Source organism: Thauera humireducens (assembly GCF_001051995.2).
GTDB lineage: Bacteria > Pseudomonadota > Gammaproteobacteria > Burkholderiales > Rhodocyclaceae > Thauera > Thauera humireducens.
Genome location: NZ_CP014646.1, coordinates 1036684 through 1053118 on the forward strand (window position 1 = coordinate 1036684; position 16435 = coordinate 1053118).

Below are 16435 nucleotides of genomic sequence, written 5' to 3' on the forward strand. Positions count from 1 at the left end.
GGCATTTTTCGTGAACCGCAGCGAACCGGGCCCGCGACCGACGGGCCCTCGCTGGCGTCAGCGTTGGCCGCCCGGCACCAGGCCGGCACCCAGCAGGCTCAGGACTTCCGCGCCCGGTCCGTGCTCGCGCCGCGCACGCGGCGGACGACTGCGCTCGATCAGCACCCCCACGCCGTCCACATCATCGAACTTGCGCGGCTTGGTCACGCCCACGCGCACCCATTGCGCACCGAAATCATTGAGCAGCATCGCCGCCACGCCTTCAGCGAAGGCCTCCAGCAACTGGTAGCGGTGGTTCTGCAACATGTCGAGCAGGGCGCTGCGCACCACGCTGTAGTCGATCGTGTCGCCGATGCGGTCGGTATCGCAGGCGAGGCTGCGCGGCAGACCGGCCGCAAGGTCGATGCGGATCGGCTGGGTGACGTCGAGTTCGTTGTCGTGGATGCCGATGACGGTTTCGCCGACGAAACCGTGGATGAAGATGATGTCGAGCGCGGCAGCCGTGGCGGCACTGCCATCGGTGGGCAGGGGCTGGGACATCAGGCGGGCAAGCGGGTCGGAATGCATCGTCGCGGATTCTCCTGGGATGACGGGGCGGGCGGGATCACCCGTTGCGGCCGAGCGCGGCACGACCTCAGCCCGGACCAAAGCGAAAACTGGACCATGAGCCCCCGGCAGGCGACGACAGACAGCGCGAGCGGGCGCGATGATACGCGAGCCGGCACGCATCCTGCTGGCAATCTGAAACGCCTGCGAAAACCCCCGGCTTCGCTGCGCCGCCTGCGCGTCGCGAACCCGTTATCATCGACGCATCCGCGCAACGGCGCACATCGTTGCGCCATCCTGGAACACACGACCGAATTGCTACACACCGACGCACACGACGACCTGCTGCCCACCGGCGGCACCGCGGGCACGCCCGAACGCCGCAGCCGCTTCGCATGGGCGTTCACCGGTTCCGGCCACTATCTCGAGGAATGCATGGCGGTGGCCCTACGCCTGCCCAATCTGGACCTTTTCCTCTCCGCCGCCGCCGAGGAAGTGCTGCCGATGTACGACTTCGGACTCTCCGAGCTCAAGGACCGCTGCCGCGTGTTCCGTGACAAGACGGCCAGCTCGGTGCCGGTAGGCATGCTCTATGACGACGTCTATCACACGGTGATCGTCGCCCCCGCCACCAGCAACACCGTCGCCAAGTGTGCGCTCGGCATCTCGGACACGCTGCCCACCAACATCTTCGCGCAGGCGGGCAAGCTCGAGATCCCGGGCATCGTGCTGGCCTGCGACACCAAGCCGGTGGTCATCACCAAGGCGCCGCGGGAATGGGTGGAACTGAAGCCGCGCAACATCGATCTCGAGAACGTCGAGCGCCTGCGCCGGGTCGATTTCTGTCGCGTCGTCGAGTCGCCCGACGAACTCGAGGCGCTGCTCGACGCCCGTCTTGCCGAACTTGCCCTGACATGGAACACCTCGTCTTCCTGACCGGCCGGCTGGCCCAGCGCAACCTCGAGAAGGTGCTGCACGGCATGGAGCCCGCGCCCTTCACCTGGGAGGTGCGCGAGATCGGCCTGCAGGTCGCCGGGCTGATGACCGCCGACATGATCCGCCGCCGCGTCGAGGCGCCGGTGCGGGCCGACCGCATCCTGGTGCCCGGCCGCTGCCGCGGCGACCTCGACGAACTGTCGCGCCACTACGGCATCCCGGTCGAGCGCGGCCCGGAGGAACTCAAGGACATCCCACGCCATTTCAACCGTGCCGCGCGTGCGGTCGATCTCAGTCGTCACGACACGCTGATCTTCGCCGAGATCGTCGATGCCGCCCGGCTCGACATCGACGCCATCGTCGCCCGCGCCCATGCGCTGCGCACCGACGGCGCCGACGTGATCGACCTCGGCTGCCTGCCGGCCACGCCCTTCGACCACCTGGAGGACGCAGTGCGGGCCCTGAAAGGCGAGGGCTTTCGGGTCAGCATCGATTCGCTGGACCTCGCCGAACTGCGCCGCGGCGCCGGCGCGGGGGCCGACTACCTGCTGAGCCTGACGCCCGACCACCTCTGGCTGGCGGACGAGACCGACGCCATCCCGGTGCTGATCCCGCGCGAGCCCGGGGACGAAGCCTCGCTGCACGGCGCGGTGGAACATCTGCTGAAGCGCGGCAGACCCTTCCTCGCCGACGCCATCCTCGACCCGATCCCGTATGGCCTGCTCGCCTCGCTGTGCCGTTACCAGCGCCTGCGCGAGCGCTTCCCGGGCATCGACATCATGATGGGCGTCGGCAACGTCACCGAACTCACCGAAGCCGACACCAGCGGCATCAACGCCGTGCTGTTCGGCATCGGCGCCGAACTCGGCATCGCCGCGGTGCTCACCACCCAGGTCAGCGGCCACGCCCGACGCGCGGTCAAGGAGGCCGACGTGGCGCGGCGGGTGATGTACGCCGCGCGCGAGACGCATTCGCTGCCCAAGGGCCTGAGCGACGACCTGATGACGGTCCATGCCAAGCGGCCTTTTCCGGACAGCCCGGCCGAGATCGCCGAGATCGCGGCGGCGGTGCGCGACCCGAACTTCCGCGTGCAGGTCTCGGAACAGGGCCTGCACGTCTACAACCGCGACGGTCACCACATCGCGCGCGACCCCTTCGAATTCTGGCCCCGGCTGGGCCTGCAGCACGACGGCGGCCACGCCTTCTACATGGGTGTCGAGCTCGCACGCGCCGAGATCGCCTGGTCGCTGGGCAAGCGCTACATGCAGGACCAGCCGCTCGACTGGGGCTGCGCCGTCGACCGCGCACCGCAGGACCTGCTCGCCCACTGCGCACCCGGCCCCACCAAGACGAAGCGGGCGCCCAAGCCCGACGCCTCCCCAACCCCCTTGCAGGCGCAAGCTCATGATCTTTGAGACCATCGTCACCACGCTCTCGCCGGACGGCGAACTGCATCTCGCACCGATGGGTATCCGCTACGAAGGCCACGAGGTGCTGATGATGCCCTTCAAGCCCTCACGCACGCTCGACAACGTGCTCGCGACCGGCAAGGCGGTGCTGAACCTCACCACCGACGTGCGCGTGTTCGCCGGCTGCGTCACTGGCCGCCGCGAATGGCCCACAATCGCGCTCGACGGTTTCGCCGGCCGCCGGCTGGCGAGCGCGCTGACCCACGTCGAACTGGAACTGGTCAAGCCGCAGGATCACGACGTGCGCCCCATCCTGCACATGCGGCGCGTCGGCGAGCATGCCCACGCCGCCTTTCCGGGCTTCAACCGCGCCCAGGCCGCCGTCATCGAAGGCGCGGTGCTGGTCAGCCGCCTGTCCATGCTGCCGCGCGAGAAGGTCGACGCCGAGATGCTCTATCTGCAGATCGCCATCGACAAGACCGCCGGCCCACACGAACTCGAGGCCTGGGAATGGCTGACCGACGCCGCCGACCGCTTCCATGCCGCGCAGGAGGCGCGCGCATGATCCGGATGCTGGTCAGCGTGCGCGATGTCGACGAGGCGCTGCAGGCCGCGGGCTTCGGCGTCGATTACCTTGATCTCAAGGAGCCCGCCGCCGGCGCGCTCGGCGGACTCGACATTGCGCAGATCCGCGACATCCTCGCCGTCGTCCGGCCACGGCATCCGCGCCTGATGATCAGCGCCACGATCGGCGACCTGCAGGCCACCGAACTGACTGCGATCGAACACGCCATCCGCGAGGTCGCCGACGCCGGCGTGGACCTGGTGAAGGTCGGCGTGCCGGGGCAGGGCGGGGCAGCCGCCGATGCGCTGCTCGGACGCCTGGCCTTGTGCGGACGACCGATCGTGCCGGTGCTGATCGCCGACGACGGCATCGACGAGGGCCTGTTCGCTACCGCCTGCAGGCTGCCATTCCCCGCGCTGATGGTCGACACCCAGGCCAAGCTCGGCGGCAGCCTCGTCCAGCGCATGGGCCCGGTGCGTCTCGCCCGGCTCATCGCCAGCGCCCGCGCGCATGGCAAGCCTTTCGGCCTCGCCGGGGCGTTGCAACTGCGCGACCTGCCCGCGCTGCGCGAACTGAAGCCGGCCTTTGCCGGGTTTCGCAGCGCAGTGTGCGAGGGCGCACGCAGCGGCAGCCTCGTTCCCGCACGCCTGAAGGCGGTGCGTGACGGACTGGCTGCGTACCGGACCGCCTTCTGCGAGGCGATCGCGGAGTAGACCTGGAAAGCGGGACGAGGCAACAGGGCGCCCTGACACGACCCCGGTCTCTCAGGGCGTCATCAAGCGGGGCACAGCCTCCCAGTCAGTTGCCGACACCACCCGCACCGGACACTCGAGCCGCGCGCGATAGGCGGCGAATTCGACATCGACGATGCCGGCCTGAACGAGCGCATCCTCGTCCGCCCCGGAAGGCACGGCGCAGGACTTCACCACGATTACGCCCTCGGCCTGAAGCCGCGCCGCGAGCCACAGCGCGAGGCTGTCGGACGTCACGCCCCAGTTGGTCAGTTCATCCGGGGCCGAACGCAGCAGATCGAGCGGCATCCACACCGGCACGGCCCCCGCCGCCAGCTGGGCGCGAATTGCCGTTTCATCGCGCGCACAGCACAGGGCTGGGCAGAGCCCCTTCAGCAGCTGCGCCATCTGCGCCATGCCCAGCACGGCGAGGTTGTGGCCGGCCAGGTCGTCGAAACCCCAATGCTGCTGCGCCTCGCGCGCGGCGTCGGCAAAGCGGCCTCCACCCGGAACGATGACCACGCGGCCCGCCCCCTCGGCCGCCAGCCGCTCGAGCCAGTCGCGCAGCAAGAGATTGCGGTCGAGGCTGCCGCCGAGCTTGACGACCCACATCAGCCCACCGCCCGTGCGAACAGCAGCGCCACCGCGACGCTCGGCGCGCAGGTATCGACCCAGGCGCGGCAGCGCTCGTCGGCCGGCACCAGGCCGGCGAAATGCGCGAAGGGCAGGCCGTGGGGCCGGGCGAGCGCCTCGCCGAGGAAGAGGCCGCAGCCGGCACCGACCAAGGTCGGCCGGGGGGCCGCAGGCATGGGAATGGAGAAGCGCGACAGGACGCGGGCCAGATTGTGGTCGATCTCGGCAAGCATCGCCTCGCGCCACGCCGACGCGAAGCGCGACCAGGCCGCTGCATCGGCCTCGCTGGCATCGCGACCGATCATGCGGGCAATGCGCTGGCGGGTGGAGCCGGCATCCTTGCCCGCGCCATCGGCTGCAGGGTACTGGTCGTGTTCGGGCGCCAGTTCGCCAGTCAGGCGGAAAATGTCGGCCGTGGTCGCGAAGAACTCGTTCATCACGTTGTATTCACAGCCTTCGAATGCGATGCGCCGCGCCAGGGCGCACAGCGGGGTGCGCACTGCGCCGAGATACACCAGCTCGCCGCTCGACAGGCGATCCGCATCGTTGCGCCCCAGCGGCACGGGCTGCCCCTCGCGCACCGGAATCAGGTCGGTCGTGGTACTGCCGATATCCACCAGCACCGCCTCCGGCATGCGCTCGCCCACCCACCATGCGGTGGCCAGCCAGTTGGCCGAGGCGATCGATGACCAGTGCTCGCCGATGGTCGCGGCCTCGACCCAGCCCTCGCTGCCTGCGAAGAAACGCACGCCGTCGCCGAGACGCGCACATAAATGCGCCGCCAACCCGCGCACGCCGGCCTCGCGGTTGGCGAAGCCATCGGTCATCTCGGCCGTCATCGTCACCGCGTGGCGCGCAGTGTCGCACAGCGGCCACTGCACGCGGATCTCGTCGATTGCAGCATCGAGGTGCGACAGGCCTCGCCAGAGCGGCGCTGCGCACTGGCGCACTTCGCGCACCCGGCCATCGAGCACCAGCGCGGCCTTGACGTGCGCGCCGCCGATGTCCCAGCCGATGACGGGCAGGGCTACGCTGCCCGCCGCGGCCTGCGATGCGGCAGCGGCGAGCGGGCTGGCAGGCGGCATGCTGGACATGAAGACTTCGGGGTTCATTGGACGGACAGGGCGCCGACGGCCGCTTCGTGCGCCTGCGCTACCGCAGGACAGGGTGCCAGGGTGGCTGCCGGTGCAGCGTTGAGGATCTCGGCCGCGAGATTGCGCCCGAGCCGCACCGACTGCCCGACATAGGCGCAGGTCACGCGCGGATTCACCTCGATCACCACCGGACGACTACGCGCAGGGTCTGCCTCAGTCTCACGCGCGCTCGCCAGCACGAGGTCCACGCCGACGAAGCCGGCCAGGCCGGGCAGGGCAGCGTGGATGCGTTGGGCGAGCAGGCACAGCTCGCCACCGACAGCGCAGTCGAGCGGAATGGCGTCGATGTCGACGCCGCGATACTGCACCGCGCCGTCGTCTGCCAGCACGATGCGCTGCCGGTTGATGCTCAGCAGTTCGGTGCGATCCGGCCGGCACAGCAGTGACAGGCTCAACGCATCACCGTGGTCGCGAGCGTCCTTGAGATTCCCGCCCACCCAGGCCTCCAGTCGCGTCGGCTGTCCGCACGAGATCCGTCGCAAGGCCTCGTCCCGCGCCGGCGCAAAACCCGAGAAAACCCGCGTCTGCTCGGCGCCGGCGCCGTCGTCGGGCTTCACGATCCAGGGTCCGGCCCGCAGGGCTGCGGACGGCTCCTCCCCTTCGGGCGCCCAGCCCCAGGGCACGGCAATACCGGCTGCCGCCAGCCTGGCGCAGGTCGCCTGCTTGCTGCTGGCGACACGGATGCTGTCCGCGTCGCAACCGACCCAGCGCGCAGCGCCAATCGCTTCGCACAGCTGCAGCAGGATCCCGTCGCTCTCCGGGGCGATGACCCACACGCGGTCGAAGTCCGCTGCAAGCTCGCGCAGGACGTCCGCCACCTGCGCACCGTCCGGCACCCGGATCGTCCCGACCTGGTGGAGAGGCGCGGCCGGACAATCCACCGCGGTCACCTGCACATCGTCCATCGCCATGAGGTCGGTCAGCACGGCATCGCGCATGCTGATACCCTGCGCCAGCAGCGAGGCCTGGCCAGCGGTCGCCGCGCCCAGTCCGCCGGCGCTGATGAATTCGTACAACAAGACCTTCGTTTTCCGTTCCATGCACATCATTCCGGTCGTCGATCTCCTGCGCGGGCAGGTCGTGCGCGGCATTCGCGGTGAGCGCCAGCACTACGCCCCCATCGAATCGCCGCTGTGCGGCAGCAGCGATCCGCGCGAGGTGGTGCCGATTCTGCTCGATTACGCCGCGGCCGACACCCTGTATGTGGCCGACCTCGACGCACTGACGGGCGGGGCCGTGCAGGCCGAGCTGCTGTCGCGCCTGCTGAAGCACAATCCGGGCCTCACGCTCTGGCTCGATGCCGGCTTTGCCGACATGATCGTGTTCGACATGCTGCGCGGCGAGCTCTCCCGGCTCGGCGCGGACGCGGCCCGCGTCGTCCCGGTGTTCGCCAGCGAGTCGCTCGCGAGCCGTGCGCAGGCCGCCGCCGCGCTGGCGGATCGGAACCGCAGCATCCTGTCGCTCGACCGTCGCGGCGAAGAGGCGCTCGATCCCGCCGGGCTGTGGAACGCGACGACGCTGTGGCCGCAGCGCCTGATCCTGATGGCGCTGGAGCGCGTCGGCGCCTACGACGGCCCGGCGCTCGACCTGCTGAAGTCGGTGAGGGCGCAGGCGCCCGGTGACACCCGTCTGATCGGGGCCGGCGGCATCCGCCATGCCGACGACCTCGCCTGCGCCGCGGCAGCCGGTGCCGATGCCTGGCTGGTCGCTTCGGCCCTGCACGACCGCCGCATCCCGCGGGTCGAGCGGTGAAGGGCGTGGCTTTTTGGCACACGCCCGACGCCGTGTGTATCGGATCGGAACGAAAGGGCGCGTTGGCGAGGGCAGGGGGCACATCCGCCTCTCCGCGCGAAACCTTGGCACATGGCTTGCATGGAGGCCCCGCATGAATACGCACACCCCCACGCCTACCCCCGCGCACGCCCCCGATCCATCGCCCGCCGCGGCGCCGCCTGCCACCGGCGCGCCGTGGACCTGCCCCTTCTGTTCGCTGCTGTGCGACGGCTTCGGCCTGCAGGATGGCGACCCGCCGCGACTGCTCGGTTCGGACTGCCCCCGCGCGCTGAAGGCGCTCGCGGCCTTCAGCCGGTCCGCCACGCCGGTCTCACCCAGCATCGACGGCGCGCCCGCGACCCTGGAGGCTGCGCTGGAGGCCGCCGCCGCCCGTCTTTCGGAGGCACGCCAGCCGCTGTTCGGCGGGTTGGCGACCGATGTCGCCGGGATGCGCCAGCTCTACCGCCTGGCCAACACCTGCGGCGCCATTCTCGACCACGCGCATGGCGAGGCCCTGATGCACACGCTGCGCCCGCTGCAGGATCGCGGCCAGATGTTCACCACGCTTGCCGAGATCCGTACGCGCGCCGACCTGGTGGTGTGCTTCGGCACCGATGCGACGAACTATCCCGAGTTCTTCCGCCGCTGCGCGCCGGCTACCGGTAGCGGCGTGCATCGCCGCACCGTCTTCGTCGGTACCGTCCCGCCAGCGCAGGCCATCGAAAGCAGCAGCGTCGACATCGTGGCGGGGCAGGGCGACCTGTTCGATACCGCAGCGACACTCGCCGCCCTGGTCGAGCAACGCGGTCTGCCCCAGCCCGCAGCCGAACTGGCGGAACTGGCCGATGCCCTGCGCGCAGCACGCTATGCCGTGCTGGTCTGGGAGCCGGCACAACTGCCCGCGCACGGCGCCCTGATCGGCGAAGCCCTGCTGCGTCTGGTGATGAGCCTGAACCGCAGCACGCGCGCCGGCATGTTCGCGCTGGGCGGAGTGGATGGCGCGCAGACCGCGAACGCCGCCATGACCTGGCTGTCCGGCCTGCCACTGCGCAGCCGCGTCGGCCCGCGGGGTCTCGAGCACCAGCCGCTGCAGTACGCGACCGACCGTCTCCTTGCCGGCGATGAGGTGGATCTGCTGCTCTGGGTCGCCAGCTTCGGGCCTAAGCTGCCGCCACCGCCCACAGGCGTTCCCCGCATCGTCCTCGGCCATCCGGCGCTGGCAGCGCACTGCGCGGAGAAGGGCACGATCTTCATCCCGGTCGCCACCCCGGGCGTCAATGCCAGCGGTCATCTGATGCGTGCCGACAGCGTGGTCGCGCTGCCCCTGCATGCGATCCGCGACGACGGCCTGCCGGGCGTCGCCGACGTGGCCCGCGCCCTCGACGCGCGACTCGCCCTGGTCGCGGAGGGCGCACGATGAGCACGATCCGACTGCGCGGCGGCCGCATCTACGACCCCACGAACGGCATCGACGGCGAAATACGCGACATCGGCATCCGCGATGGCCGCATCGTCGAACTCCATCCGCAGGAGAAGGCAGACCACGACTACGACCTCGCCGGCTGTATCGTCATGGCCGGCGGTATCGACCTGCACACCCATATCGGTGGCGGCAAGGTGAATCTCGCCCGCATGTTGCTGCCCGAGGACCACCGCGCCCGGCGCGAGCGCGACAACCTGCTCGAACTCGCCTCCGGCGGCTGCTGCACGCCCGGCACGCTGGAGACCGGCTACCGCTACGCCGAGATGGGCTACACCGCCGCCTTCGAGCCGGCGATGCTGGCCGCCAACGCACGCCAGGCGCACATGGAGATGGGCGACACCCCCATCCTCGACCACGGGGCCTACGTGATGCTGGGCAACGAAGAGGTCTTCCTCGAGATGCTGGCGCGCGGCGAGGACTTCGAGCGCATCCGCGACTACGTAGGCTGGTCGATCAACGCCAGCAAGGCGATGGGCGTGAAGGTGGTGAACCCCGGCGGCATTTCCGCCTTCAAGTTCAACCAGCGCAAGCTCGACGTGGACGAGAACCATGTGCACTGGCAGGTCACACCGCGCGGGGTGGTGCATACGCTGGCGCGCGCGCTGCGCGAGCTGGGCGTACCGCATCCGCTGCACATCCACGCCAGCAACCTCGGCGTGGCCGGCAACATCGAATCCACCCTCGCCACCATCGACGCACTGGAGGGCCTGCCCGGTCATCTGACGCACATCCAGTTCCACACCTACGGCACCGAGGGGCCGAAGAAATTCTCCTCGGCCACCCGCCAGCTCATCGAGAAGCTGAAAGCGGCGCCCAACGTCAGCATCGACGTCGGCCAGATCATCTTCGGCCAGACCGTCACCGCCTCGGGCGACACCATGCGCCAGTTCGCCAATGCCGACCTGGGCAGCCCGCGCAAGTACGTCGGCGGCGACATCGAGTGCGATGCCGGCTGCGGCGTCGTGCCTTTCCGCTACCGCGAGCAGAGCTACGTCAACGCGCTGCAGTGGGCGATCGGGCTGGAGATCTTCCTGCGCATGGACGACCCCTGGCGCGTGGTGCTGACCACCGACCACCCCAACGGCGGCCCCTTCACCAGCTATCCGCACCTCATCAGGTTGCTGATGGACAAGTCCTTCCGTGACGAACAGCTCGCCCGGCTGCACCCCGACGTGGCGGCGATGGCCGACCTGCGCGAGATCGGGCGCGAACTCAGCCTTTATGACATCGCCATCATGACCCGCGCCGGTCCGGCGAAGCTGCTGGGGCTCACCGACCGCGGCCAGCTCGGCGTCGGCGCAGCCGCCGACATCGCCGTCTATCGCGAGCAGGCCGACCGCGAGGCGATGTTCGCCGCGCCGGAATACGTCTTCAAGGACGGCACCCTGGTCGCCCGCCGCGGCCGGCTGGAGGCCGTGCCCACCGGCGGCACCCATTTCGTCGAGCCCGATTACGACCCGGCCATCGAGAAGACGCTCGAGCGCCATTACCGCGAGCACATGAGCATCGACTGGCGTCACGCCCGAATCAGCAAGGACGAACTGTGCTCCTGCTCGAACCACGGCAGCCTGCTGCCCTGCAAGCTGCACGGCGGGGGGCAGACATGAGCGCCACGGAAACGACCACCCCCATGCAACGCAACGGCATCGACATCGACGACACCTTCGCCGAAGCCTTCCCGATGAAGGCGACGCGGCTGATCATCACGGCGCACAACGACACCTGGGCGCAGCATGCCGCGGTCGCTGCCACTGGCTTCGCCACCTCGGTGATCGCCTGCGGCTGCGAGGCGGCCATCGAACGCCCGCTGTCGCCGGACGAGACGCCCGACGGGCGGCCCGGCGTGGCGGTACTGCTGTTCTCGATGTCCGGCAAGGAGCTCGCCAAGCAGGTCGAGCGCCGGGTCGGCCAGTGCGTGCTGACCTGTCCGACCACTGCGGTGTATGCCGGCCTGAAGGACGGCGAGCCGATCGCATTGGCGAAGAACCTGCGCTTTTTCGGCGACGGCTGGCAGATCTCCAAGATGATCGACGGCACGCGCTACTGGCGGGTGCCCACCATGGACGGGGAGTTCGTCGGCGAGGAAACCACCTTCGTGGTCAAGGCGGTCGGGGGTGGCAACCTGCTGATCCTCGCGCGCGACACCGAGGCCGCGCTGGCCGCGGCCGAAGCCGGCGTGGCGGCGATGCGTGGCGTGCCGGGCGTGATCATGCCGTTTCCGGGCGGGGTGGTGCGCTCGGGTTCCAAGGTCGGCAGCAAGTACGCCAGCCTGTCGGCCTCGACCAATGACGCCTTCTGCCCGGCGCTGGCGCCGCTCGCGCGCAGGACGGAACTCGATGCCGGGGTGAACTGCGGAGACGTGAATTGCGTCATGGAGATCGTCATCGACGGCCTGACCGAGGCCGACGTGTCCGCGGCGATGCGCGCCGGCATGGACGCCATCGTCGCACGCGGCGCCGAGGGCGGCGTCTCACGCCTGTCGGCCGGGAACTATGGCGGCAAGCTCGGCCCCTTCCACTTCCATCTGCGCCGAATCCTCGGCGGGGAGGGCGTGGCATGAGCACGCGACTGCACCTTCGCCTGCGCCAGCCGCCGGCTTTGCGCGTATCGCTGGACGACATCGTGCCCGAGGCCGGTGCCGATGCCACCGAGGTCGCCCGACGCCCGCTTTGGCTTGGCCGCGAGGCGGTCGAGCTGGGCGAACTCTTCGATGTGAGCGCCCAGGCGCTCGCAGGCGATGCCACGCCCGAACTCGTCATCGAGGGCGACTGCCGCCGCATCGACGATATCGGCCGCGGCATGAACGGCGGCACGCTGCGGGTCGAAGGCGACGCCGGCGACTACCTCGGTGCGGAGATGCTGGCAGGCGAGATCCTCGTCGTCGGCAACGCTGGCGACCTGGCCGCCTGCGAGCTGCGGGGCGGTCGCATCGAGATCGGCGGCACGCTCGGTGACTTCGCCGCCGGGGCCTTGCCCGGCAGCATGGACGGCATGCGCGGCGGCATGCTGATCGTGCGCGGCAGCGTCGGCGCACGCTGCGCCGACCGCATGCGCCGCGGCACGCTGCTCATCCACGGCGATGCGGGCGATTTCCTCGCCTCGCGCCTGGTGGCCGGCACGGTGGCGCTGGCGGGCAGGGCGGGTGCGCACTGCGGCTACGGCATGCGCCGCGGCACGCTGGTGTTCGCCGGCCCGGCGCCGGAGACGCCGCCGACCTTTGTCGAGACGCGACACGACATCACCGTTTTCTGGGCCTTGCTGCGCCGCAGCCTGGCTTATCATGGCGGCCCTTTCGCGGCCCTGCCTGCACGCTTGCCGCGCCGGCTGGTCGGCGACCTCGCGACGGGCGGCAAGGGCGAATGGCTGCTGCCGCAGATGGATTGACGCGGACGAATCGACTCGAACGGATTGACCCAGACCCCCACGGAGCCTTCATGAGCAAGAACTACGTTTTCCACGCCGGAGAAGCCACCGTCCTCGCCGCCGAGGGCCAGTTCACCGACGCGATGCCCGAGATCCTGATCGGCCGTACGGACGGCCCGGTCGGCCAGGCCTTCGCCAACATGATGGCGCAGAGCAAGGGCCACACCGCGATGTTCGCCATCCGCGCCTGCAACCAGATGGTGCGTCCGGCAACGATCACCGTGCCCAAGGTCACGCTGAAGGACACGGCCAACATCGAGCTGTTCGGTGGCGTCGTGCAGTCGGCCACGGCCGATGCGGTGCTCGACTGCGTGATCGAAAGCATCATTCCGCGCGATGTGGCCGACGACCTGTGCATCATCAGCCTGGTGTGGATCGACCCGCGCTGCGCCACCGACTCGAACCTCGACAAGAAGGACATGTACCGCACCAACTACGAGGCGACCAAGCTGGCGATCAAGCGCGCGCTGAACAACGAACCCGGCTTCGACGAGCTGATCGCGAACCGCCACACGATCAAGCACGATTACGACGACTGGAGCTGACCGCACACGGACCATGCCGATGACGTTCCGACCCGGCACCGACTGCTTCGCCCTGCTCGACGACTGCCACGCCACCGCGGCGCAGCCGACGAGCAGGCTCTACACCGGCTTCGTGCGCGAGCACCGCTGCGAGGACCCCGCCTGCCTCGACACGATGTGGCAGTCGGTGGCCGCCGACCTGCGCGACGGGCTGCAGGCCGTGGTGCTTGCCGACTACGAGTGGGGCGCGCGCCTGATGAAGGCTGGCTACGAGCGGATCGCGCCCGAGGCTGCGGGCGAACTGCGCGTGCTGATGTTCGCGCACATGGCGCGCCTGTCGGCCGAGGACGTCAGCGCCTGGCTTGCCCGGCAGGAAGCGGACGAGCTGAAGCTCGACGCGGGACAGCCAGCGCCGGCCGGTGTCGTCGACATCGTCCCGAGCGTCGACCGCGATGCGTTCACCGACGCCATCCGGCGCATCCACGCCTACATCGGCGAGGGCGAGACCTACCAGGTCAACTACACCTACCGGCTCGGGTTCCGCAGCTTCGGCACGCCGACCAGCCTCTATCGCAGGTTGCGCGCGCGCCAGCCGGTGGCCTTCGGCGCCTTCATCGCGCTGCCGGCAGAGTCCGGTGGCGGCCATATCCTGTCGTGCTCGCCCGAGCTCTTCCTGCGCAACACCGGCGGCAGGCTGGAAGCCCGGCCGATGAAGGGCACGGCCTCGCGCGCCCGCGTGCCCGAGGGCGACAGCGAGATCGCACGCATGCTCGGCGAGGACGTCAAGAACCGCGCCGAGAACCTGATGATCGTCGACCTGCTGCGCAACGATCTCGGTCGCATCGCGCGCACCGGCTCGGTCAAGGTGCCGAAGCTGTTCGCGATCGAGCCGTACTCGACGGTGTTCCAGATGACCTCCACCGTGGATGCGGACCTCGCCGAGGGCACGACCTTTCCCGACCTGTTGCGCGCGCTGTTCCCCTGCGGCTCGATCACCGGCGCGCCCAAGCACCGGACGATGCAGCTGATCGCCGAGCTGGAGAACACCCCGCGCGGCCTGTATACCGGCAGCGTCGGCTGGATCGAGCCGCCGGCTGCAGATGAGCAGGCGTGCGGTGACTTCTGCCTGTCGGTCGCGATCCGAACGCTCGTCCTCGATCCGCCCGACGCGTCCGACCTGCGCCCGGGGCGCATGGGGGTGGGAGCAGGCATCGTGATCGACAGCCGGGCCGACGAGGAATTCGAGGAGTGCCTGCTGAAGGCCCGTTTCCTCACCAGGCTGGATCCCGGGTTCTGCCTGTTCGAAACCATGCTGGGCGAGGGCGGGAAGGGCGTACGCCACCTCGACCGCCATCTCGCGCGCCTGCAGCGCAGCGCGGCGGCGCTGGGCTTCGACTTCAGGCGCGAAGCCATCCTCGAGGCACTCGCAGGCCAGTGCGCCGGTTTCGCGCCCGACACGCGGCATCGCATCCGGCTCGCCCTGCACAAGGACGGCAGCACCGAACTCGCCGTCGCTGCGCTCGACACCCTGCCCGACGGACCGGTGCGACTCCTGCTCGCGAAGATACCGCTGCGTTCCGACACCCCCTTCATCGGGCACAAGACGACCATGCGCGGCGTCTACGACGCGGCCGTCGCCGAAGCAGTACGCCGGGGCGCCTTCGACATGCTCTTTTGCAACGAGCGCGGCGAGATCACCGAGGGCGGGCGCAGCAACGTGTTCGCGCGGGTCGACGGCCAGTGGATCACGCCGCCACTGGGTTCGGGGCTGCTGCCCGGCGTGATGCGCAGCGTATTGCTGGACGATCCGGCGTGGGGGGCACAGGAAGCGCCACTCACCCTGGACGCCTTGCGCCGCGCCGAGCGCATCGTGGTCTGCAACGCGCTGCGGGGCGCAGTCGACGCCATCCTGGATGAAGAAATTGGTGAGGGCCGTCCGTGAGCCCGTCTGAAAGGCAGTCCCCAGCCGTCGCGCTGTTCGACCTCGACCATACGCTGGTGCCCTTCGACAGCGGCATGGCGTGGTTCCGCTTTCTGGTAGGCCGAGGTGAAGTCCGCCCAGCCCTGGCGGACGACTACCTCGCGCGCTGCATGGACTACGTCGCAGGGAGGGCCACAGCCACCCAACTGCACCACTTCGTCGCGCAATCCTTCCGCGACCTCGCCCCCGACCGCCTGCAGGTACTGCAACGCAAGTTCGCGGCCGCCGTGGCTGCAGACATTCCGCAGGCGGCACATCGACTGGTCGCGCACCACGTCGGGCAGGGGCATCGCTGCTGCATCGTGACTGCGACCAACCGTTTCGTCGCATCGGCCCTCGCGCACGCGCTGGGCGTCGGGATACTGCTCGCGACCGAGTTCGAGACGGAGGATGGCCGTTTCACCGGGCGACTGGCCGGCGCCGTCTGCCACGGCGGCGAGAAGATCGCCCGCGTCGAGCACTGGCTGCATGGCCAGGATCTGCGGTGGGACACGATCGGCCACAGCGTCTTCTATTCCGACTCGGCGAGCGATCTGCCCCTGCTGCAGAAAGTGCACGAGCCTGTCGTGATCCGCCCCGACCCGCAGCTGCGCGAACATGCGCGGACACACGGCTGGCGCATCGCGGACACCCTCGAAGCGCTGCGCCTCGACCGCCCCTGAAACGCACGCGGGGCAGCGCGCGCCCATGCCACGTGCCCCCGCACGTGGCCACAGGTCGAACCCAAAGGCCCTCGCAGGGTCAACTGAACAACTTGTCGAGCACGCGCCCAAGCCACCCCTTCGATTGCACGGGTTCGGCCGGAGGGGCCGGAATCGGTCGCAGGCTCGGTTGCGTGACGCGCTCGATGGCGGGCTGCGGCGTCTTCTTCTCAACCTCGCGTAAAGGCGCCTGATCCGCTACCCGTGCGCGCGCACTGAGGCGACTTTCGAGCAGCTGTGCGTGATGACGCCGCAGGACCGAGTCCTCCGGCAGGGGCGGAAGCCCGGCACTTGCGGCGATCTGGTCGAAGTGGCGACGCAGGATGGAATCGGTGGGCGGAAGAAGGGCTGTCATCGCTGGACTCCCGTTACGCTGAAGATGGCTAAGCGTACGCAAGAGTCGTGCCTCTACACGTCCGGGTCGCCGTCAGCCCAGCGGCGACCTTGAAACGGGCCGTGAGCGGCGGCGATACGCCAAAGGGTTTGCGTCAATGCAATGCAGGTGCTACTTTTTGGCACACACGCTCGACGTAGTCATATGAGGCTGGCAAACAGCCCGCGGAGGAGATTCTGGAG

General features: G+C 69.5%; 17 protein-coding genes. 12 read left to right on the plus strand and 5 right to left on the minus strand.

Annotated elements, in window-relative coordinates; all coding sequences use genetic code 11:
- Window positions 1-57 precede the first annotated feature (57 nt).
- Entirely contained in the window at window positions 58-567 is a 510-nt protein-coding gene (locus tag AC731_RS04860; protein WP_205626633.1) for a dihydroneopterin aldolase, read from the minus strand.
- 294 nt (window positions 568-861) lie between these two features.
- Here AC731_RS04860 and AC731_RS04865 point away from each other — a divergent pair, with 294 nt between their 5' ends.
- Genes AC731_RS04865 through AC731_RS04880 form a run of 4 tightly spaced genes read left to right on the plus strand, consistent with a single transcriptional unit; the run spans window position 862 to window position 4169 of the window.
- Complete coding sequence (locus tag AC731_RS04865; RefSeq protein ID WP_048709648.1) at window positions 862-1482, plus strand: flavoprotein; 621 nt, start codon at window positions 862-864, stop codon at window positions 1480-1482.
- Window positions 1461-2897 (plus strand): DUF6513 domain-containing protein, encoded by a 1437-nt coding sequence (locus AC731_RS04870; protein WP_048709650.1) that lies wholly within the window; start codon window positions 1461-1463, stop codon window positions 2895-2897. Before AC731_RS04865 ends, AC731_RS04870 begins: the two co-directional genes overlap by 22 nt.
- Window positions 2887-3456 carry a DUF447 domain-containing protein gene (locus tag AC731_RS04875; RefSeq protein ID WP_048709652.1) on the plus strand — a complete coding sequence of 190 codons (570 nt, stop codon included), beginning with the start codon at window positions 2887-2889 and terminating at the stop codon, window positions 3454-3456. Before AC731_RS04870 ends, AC731_RS04875 begins: the two co-directional genes overlap by 11 nt.
- Window positions 3453-4169, plus strand: coding sequence for a (5-formylfuran-3-yl)methyl phosphate synthase (locus AC731_RS04880; protein ID WP_237266604.1), 717 nt, complete (start codon window positions 3453-3455; stop codon window positions 4167-4169). Before AC731_RS04875 ends, AC731_RS04880 begins: the two co-directional genes overlap by 4 nt.
- A 51-nt stretch (window positions 4170-4220) precedes the next feature.
- Here AC731_RS04880 and AC731_RS04885 read toward each other — a convergent pair whose 3' ends face one another.
- The 3 genes from AC731_RS04885 to AC731_RS04895 are packed head-to-tail and all read right to left on the minus strand — an operon-like array spanning window position 4221 to window position 7014.
- Complete coding sequence (locus tag AC731_RS04885; protein WP_048709655.1) at window positions 4221-4799, minus strand: amino acid kinase family protein; 579 nt, start codon at window positions 4797-4799, stop codon at window positions 4221-4223.
- Window positions 4799-5914, minus strand: coding sequence for a hydantoinase/oxoprolinase family protein (locus AC731_RS04890; RefSeq protein WP_237266605.1), 1116 nt, complete (start codon window positions 5912-5914; stop codon window positions 4799-4801). Before AC731_RS04890 ends, AC731_RS04885 begins: the two co-directional genes overlap by 1 nt.
- Before the next feature lie 14 nt (window positions 5915-5928).
- The gene (locus tag AC731_RS04895) at window positions 5929-7014 is read right to left on the minus strand and encodes an ATP-grasp domain-containing protein (RefSeq protein WP_048709657.1); all 1086 of its coding nucleotides are present in this window, start codon (window positions 7012-7014) and stop codon (window positions 5929-5931) included.
- On the opposite strand from AC731_RS04895, the gene AC731_RS04900 reads away from it, so the two are divergent.
- From AC731_RS04900 to AC731_RS04935, 8 genes are all read left to right on the plus strand, one after another.
- Window positions 7013-7726: a HisA/HisF-related TIM barrel protein gene (locus tag AC731_RS04900; protein ID WP_048709660.1), complete on the plus strand. Its 714-nt coding sequence runs from the start codon at window positions 7013-7015 to the stop codon at window positions 7724-7726. The two genes, AC731_RS04895 and AC731_RS04900, sit on opposite strands and share 2 nt — an antisense overlap.
- A gap of 133 nt (window positions 7727-7859) precedes the next feature.
- Window positions 7860-9167, plus strand: coding sequence for a molybdopterin-binding domain-containing protein (locus AC731_RS04905; RefSeq protein ID WP_048709661.1), 1308 nt, complete (start codon window positions 7860-7862; stop codon window positions 9165-9167).
- Complete coding sequence (locus tag AC731_RS04910) at window positions 9164-10837, plus strand: formylmethanofuran dehydrogenase subunit A (protein ID WP_048709664.1); 1674 nt, start codon at window positions 9164-9166, stop codon at window positions 10835-10837. Before AC731_RS04905 ends, AC731_RS04910 begins: the two co-directional genes overlap by 4 nt.
- Window positions 10834-11790: a formylmethanofuran--tetrahydromethanopterin N-formyltransferase gene (gene fhcD, locus AC731_RS04915; protein ID WP_048709667.1), complete on the plus strand. Its 957-nt coding sequence runs from the start codon at window positions 10834-10836 to the stop codon at window positions 11788-11790. Before AC731_RS04910 ends, fhcD begins: the two co-directional genes overlap by 4 nt.
- Window positions 11787-12614: a formylmethanofuran dehydrogenase subunit C gene (locus AC731_RS04920; RefSeq protein ID WP_048709670.1), complete on the plus strand. Its 828-nt coding sequence runs from the start codon at window positions 11787-11789 to the stop codon at window positions 12612-12614. Before fhcD ends, AC731_RS04920 begins: the two co-directional genes overlap by 4 nt.
- 50 nt (window positions 12615-12664) lie before the next feature.
- Window positions 12665-13198 (plus strand): formaldehyde-activating enzyme, encoded by a 534-nt coding sequence (gene fae, locus AC731_RS04925; RefSeq protein ID WP_048709673.1) that lies wholly within the window; start codon window positions 12665-12667, stop codon window positions 13196-13198.
- Between the two features lie 19 nt (window positions 13199-13217).
- Window positions 13218-15119, plus strand: a complete 1902-nt coding sequence (gene pabB / locus AC731_RS04930) for an aminodeoxychorismate synthase component I (protein ID WP_048709677.1) — start codon at window positions 13218-13220, stop codon at window positions 15117-15119.
- Window positions 15116-15820 carry an HAD family hydrolase gene (locus tag AC731_RS04935; RefSeq protein WP_048709680.1) on the plus strand — a complete coding sequence of 235 codons (705 nt, stop codon included), beginning with the start codon at window positions 15116-15118 and terminating at the stop codon, window positions 15818-15820. Before pabB ends, AC731_RS04935 begins: the two co-directional genes overlap by 4 nt.
- 79 nt (window positions 15821-15899) lie before the next feature.
- Here AC731_RS04935 and AC731_RS04940 read toward each other — a convergent pair whose 3' ends face one another.
- Window positions 15900-16214 (minus strand): hypothetical protein, encoded by a 315-nt coding sequence (locus AC731_RS04940; protein ID WP_004251221.1) that lies wholly within the window; start codon window positions 16212-16214, stop codon window positions 15900-15902.
- Window positions 16215-16435 lie beyond the last annotated feature (221 nt).

Bases quoted from the DNA above. Each gene is read 5' to 3' on its own strand.
- AC731_RS04860 (WP_205626633.1), bottom strand. From the start codon at position 567: ATGCATTCCGACCCGCTTGCCCGCCTGATGTCCCAGCCCCTGCCCACC.
- AC731_RS04870 (WP_048709650.1), top strand. From the start codon at position 1,461: ATGGAACACCTCGTCTTCCTGACCGGCCGGCTGGCCCAGCGCAACCTC.
- AC731_RS04875 (WP_048709652.1), top strand. From the start codon at position 2,887: ATGATCTTTGAGACCATCGTCACCACGCTCTCGCCGGACGGCGAACTG.
- AC731_RS04880 (WP_237266604.1), top strand. From the start codon at position 3,453: ATGATCCGGATGCTGGTCAGCGTGCGCGATGTCGACGAGGCGCTGCAG.
- AC731_RS04885 (WP_048709655.1), bottom strand. From the start codon at position 4,799: ATGTGGGTCGTCAAGCTCGGCGGCAGCCTCGACCGCAATCTCTTGCTG.
- AC731_RS04890 (WP_237266605.1), bottom strand. From the start codon at position 5,914: ATGTCCAGCATGCCGCCTGCCAGCCCGCTCGCCGCTGCCGCATCGCAG.
- AC731_RS04900 (WP_048709660.1), top strand. From the start codon at position 7,013: ATGCACATCATTCCGGTCGTCGATCTCCTGCGCGGGCAGGTCGTGCGC.
- AC731_RS04895 (WP_048709657.1), bottom strand. From the start codon at position 7,014: ATGGAACGGAAAACGAAGGTCTTGTTGTACGAATTCATCAGCGCCGGC.
- AC731_RS04905 (WP_048709661.1), top strand. From the start codon at position 7,860: ATGAATACGCACACCCCCACGCCTACCCCCGCGCACGCCCCCGATCCA.
- AC731_RS04910 (WP_048709664.1), top strand. From the start codon at position 9,164: ATGAGCACGATCCGACTGCGCGGCGGCCGCATCTACGACCCCACGAAC.
- fhcD (WP_048709667.1), top strand. From the start codon at position 10,834: ATGAGCGCCACGGAAACGACCACCCCCATGCAACGCAACGGCATCGAC.
- AC731_RS04920 (WP_048709670.1), top strand. From the start codon at position 11,787: ATGAGCACGCGACTGCACCTTCGCCTGCGCCAGCCGCCGGCTTTGCGC.
- fae (WP_048709673.1), top strand. From the start codon at position 12,665: ATGAGCAAGAACTACGTTTTCCACGCCGGAGAAGCCACCGTCCTCGCC.
- pabB (WP_048709677.1), top strand. From the start codon at position 13,218: ATGACGTTCCGACCCGGCACCGACTGCTTCGCCCTGCTCGACGACTGC.
- AC731_RS04940 (WP_004251221.1), bottom strand. From the start codon at position 16,214: ATGACAGCCCTTCTTCCGCCCACCGATTCCATCCTGCGTCGCCACTTC.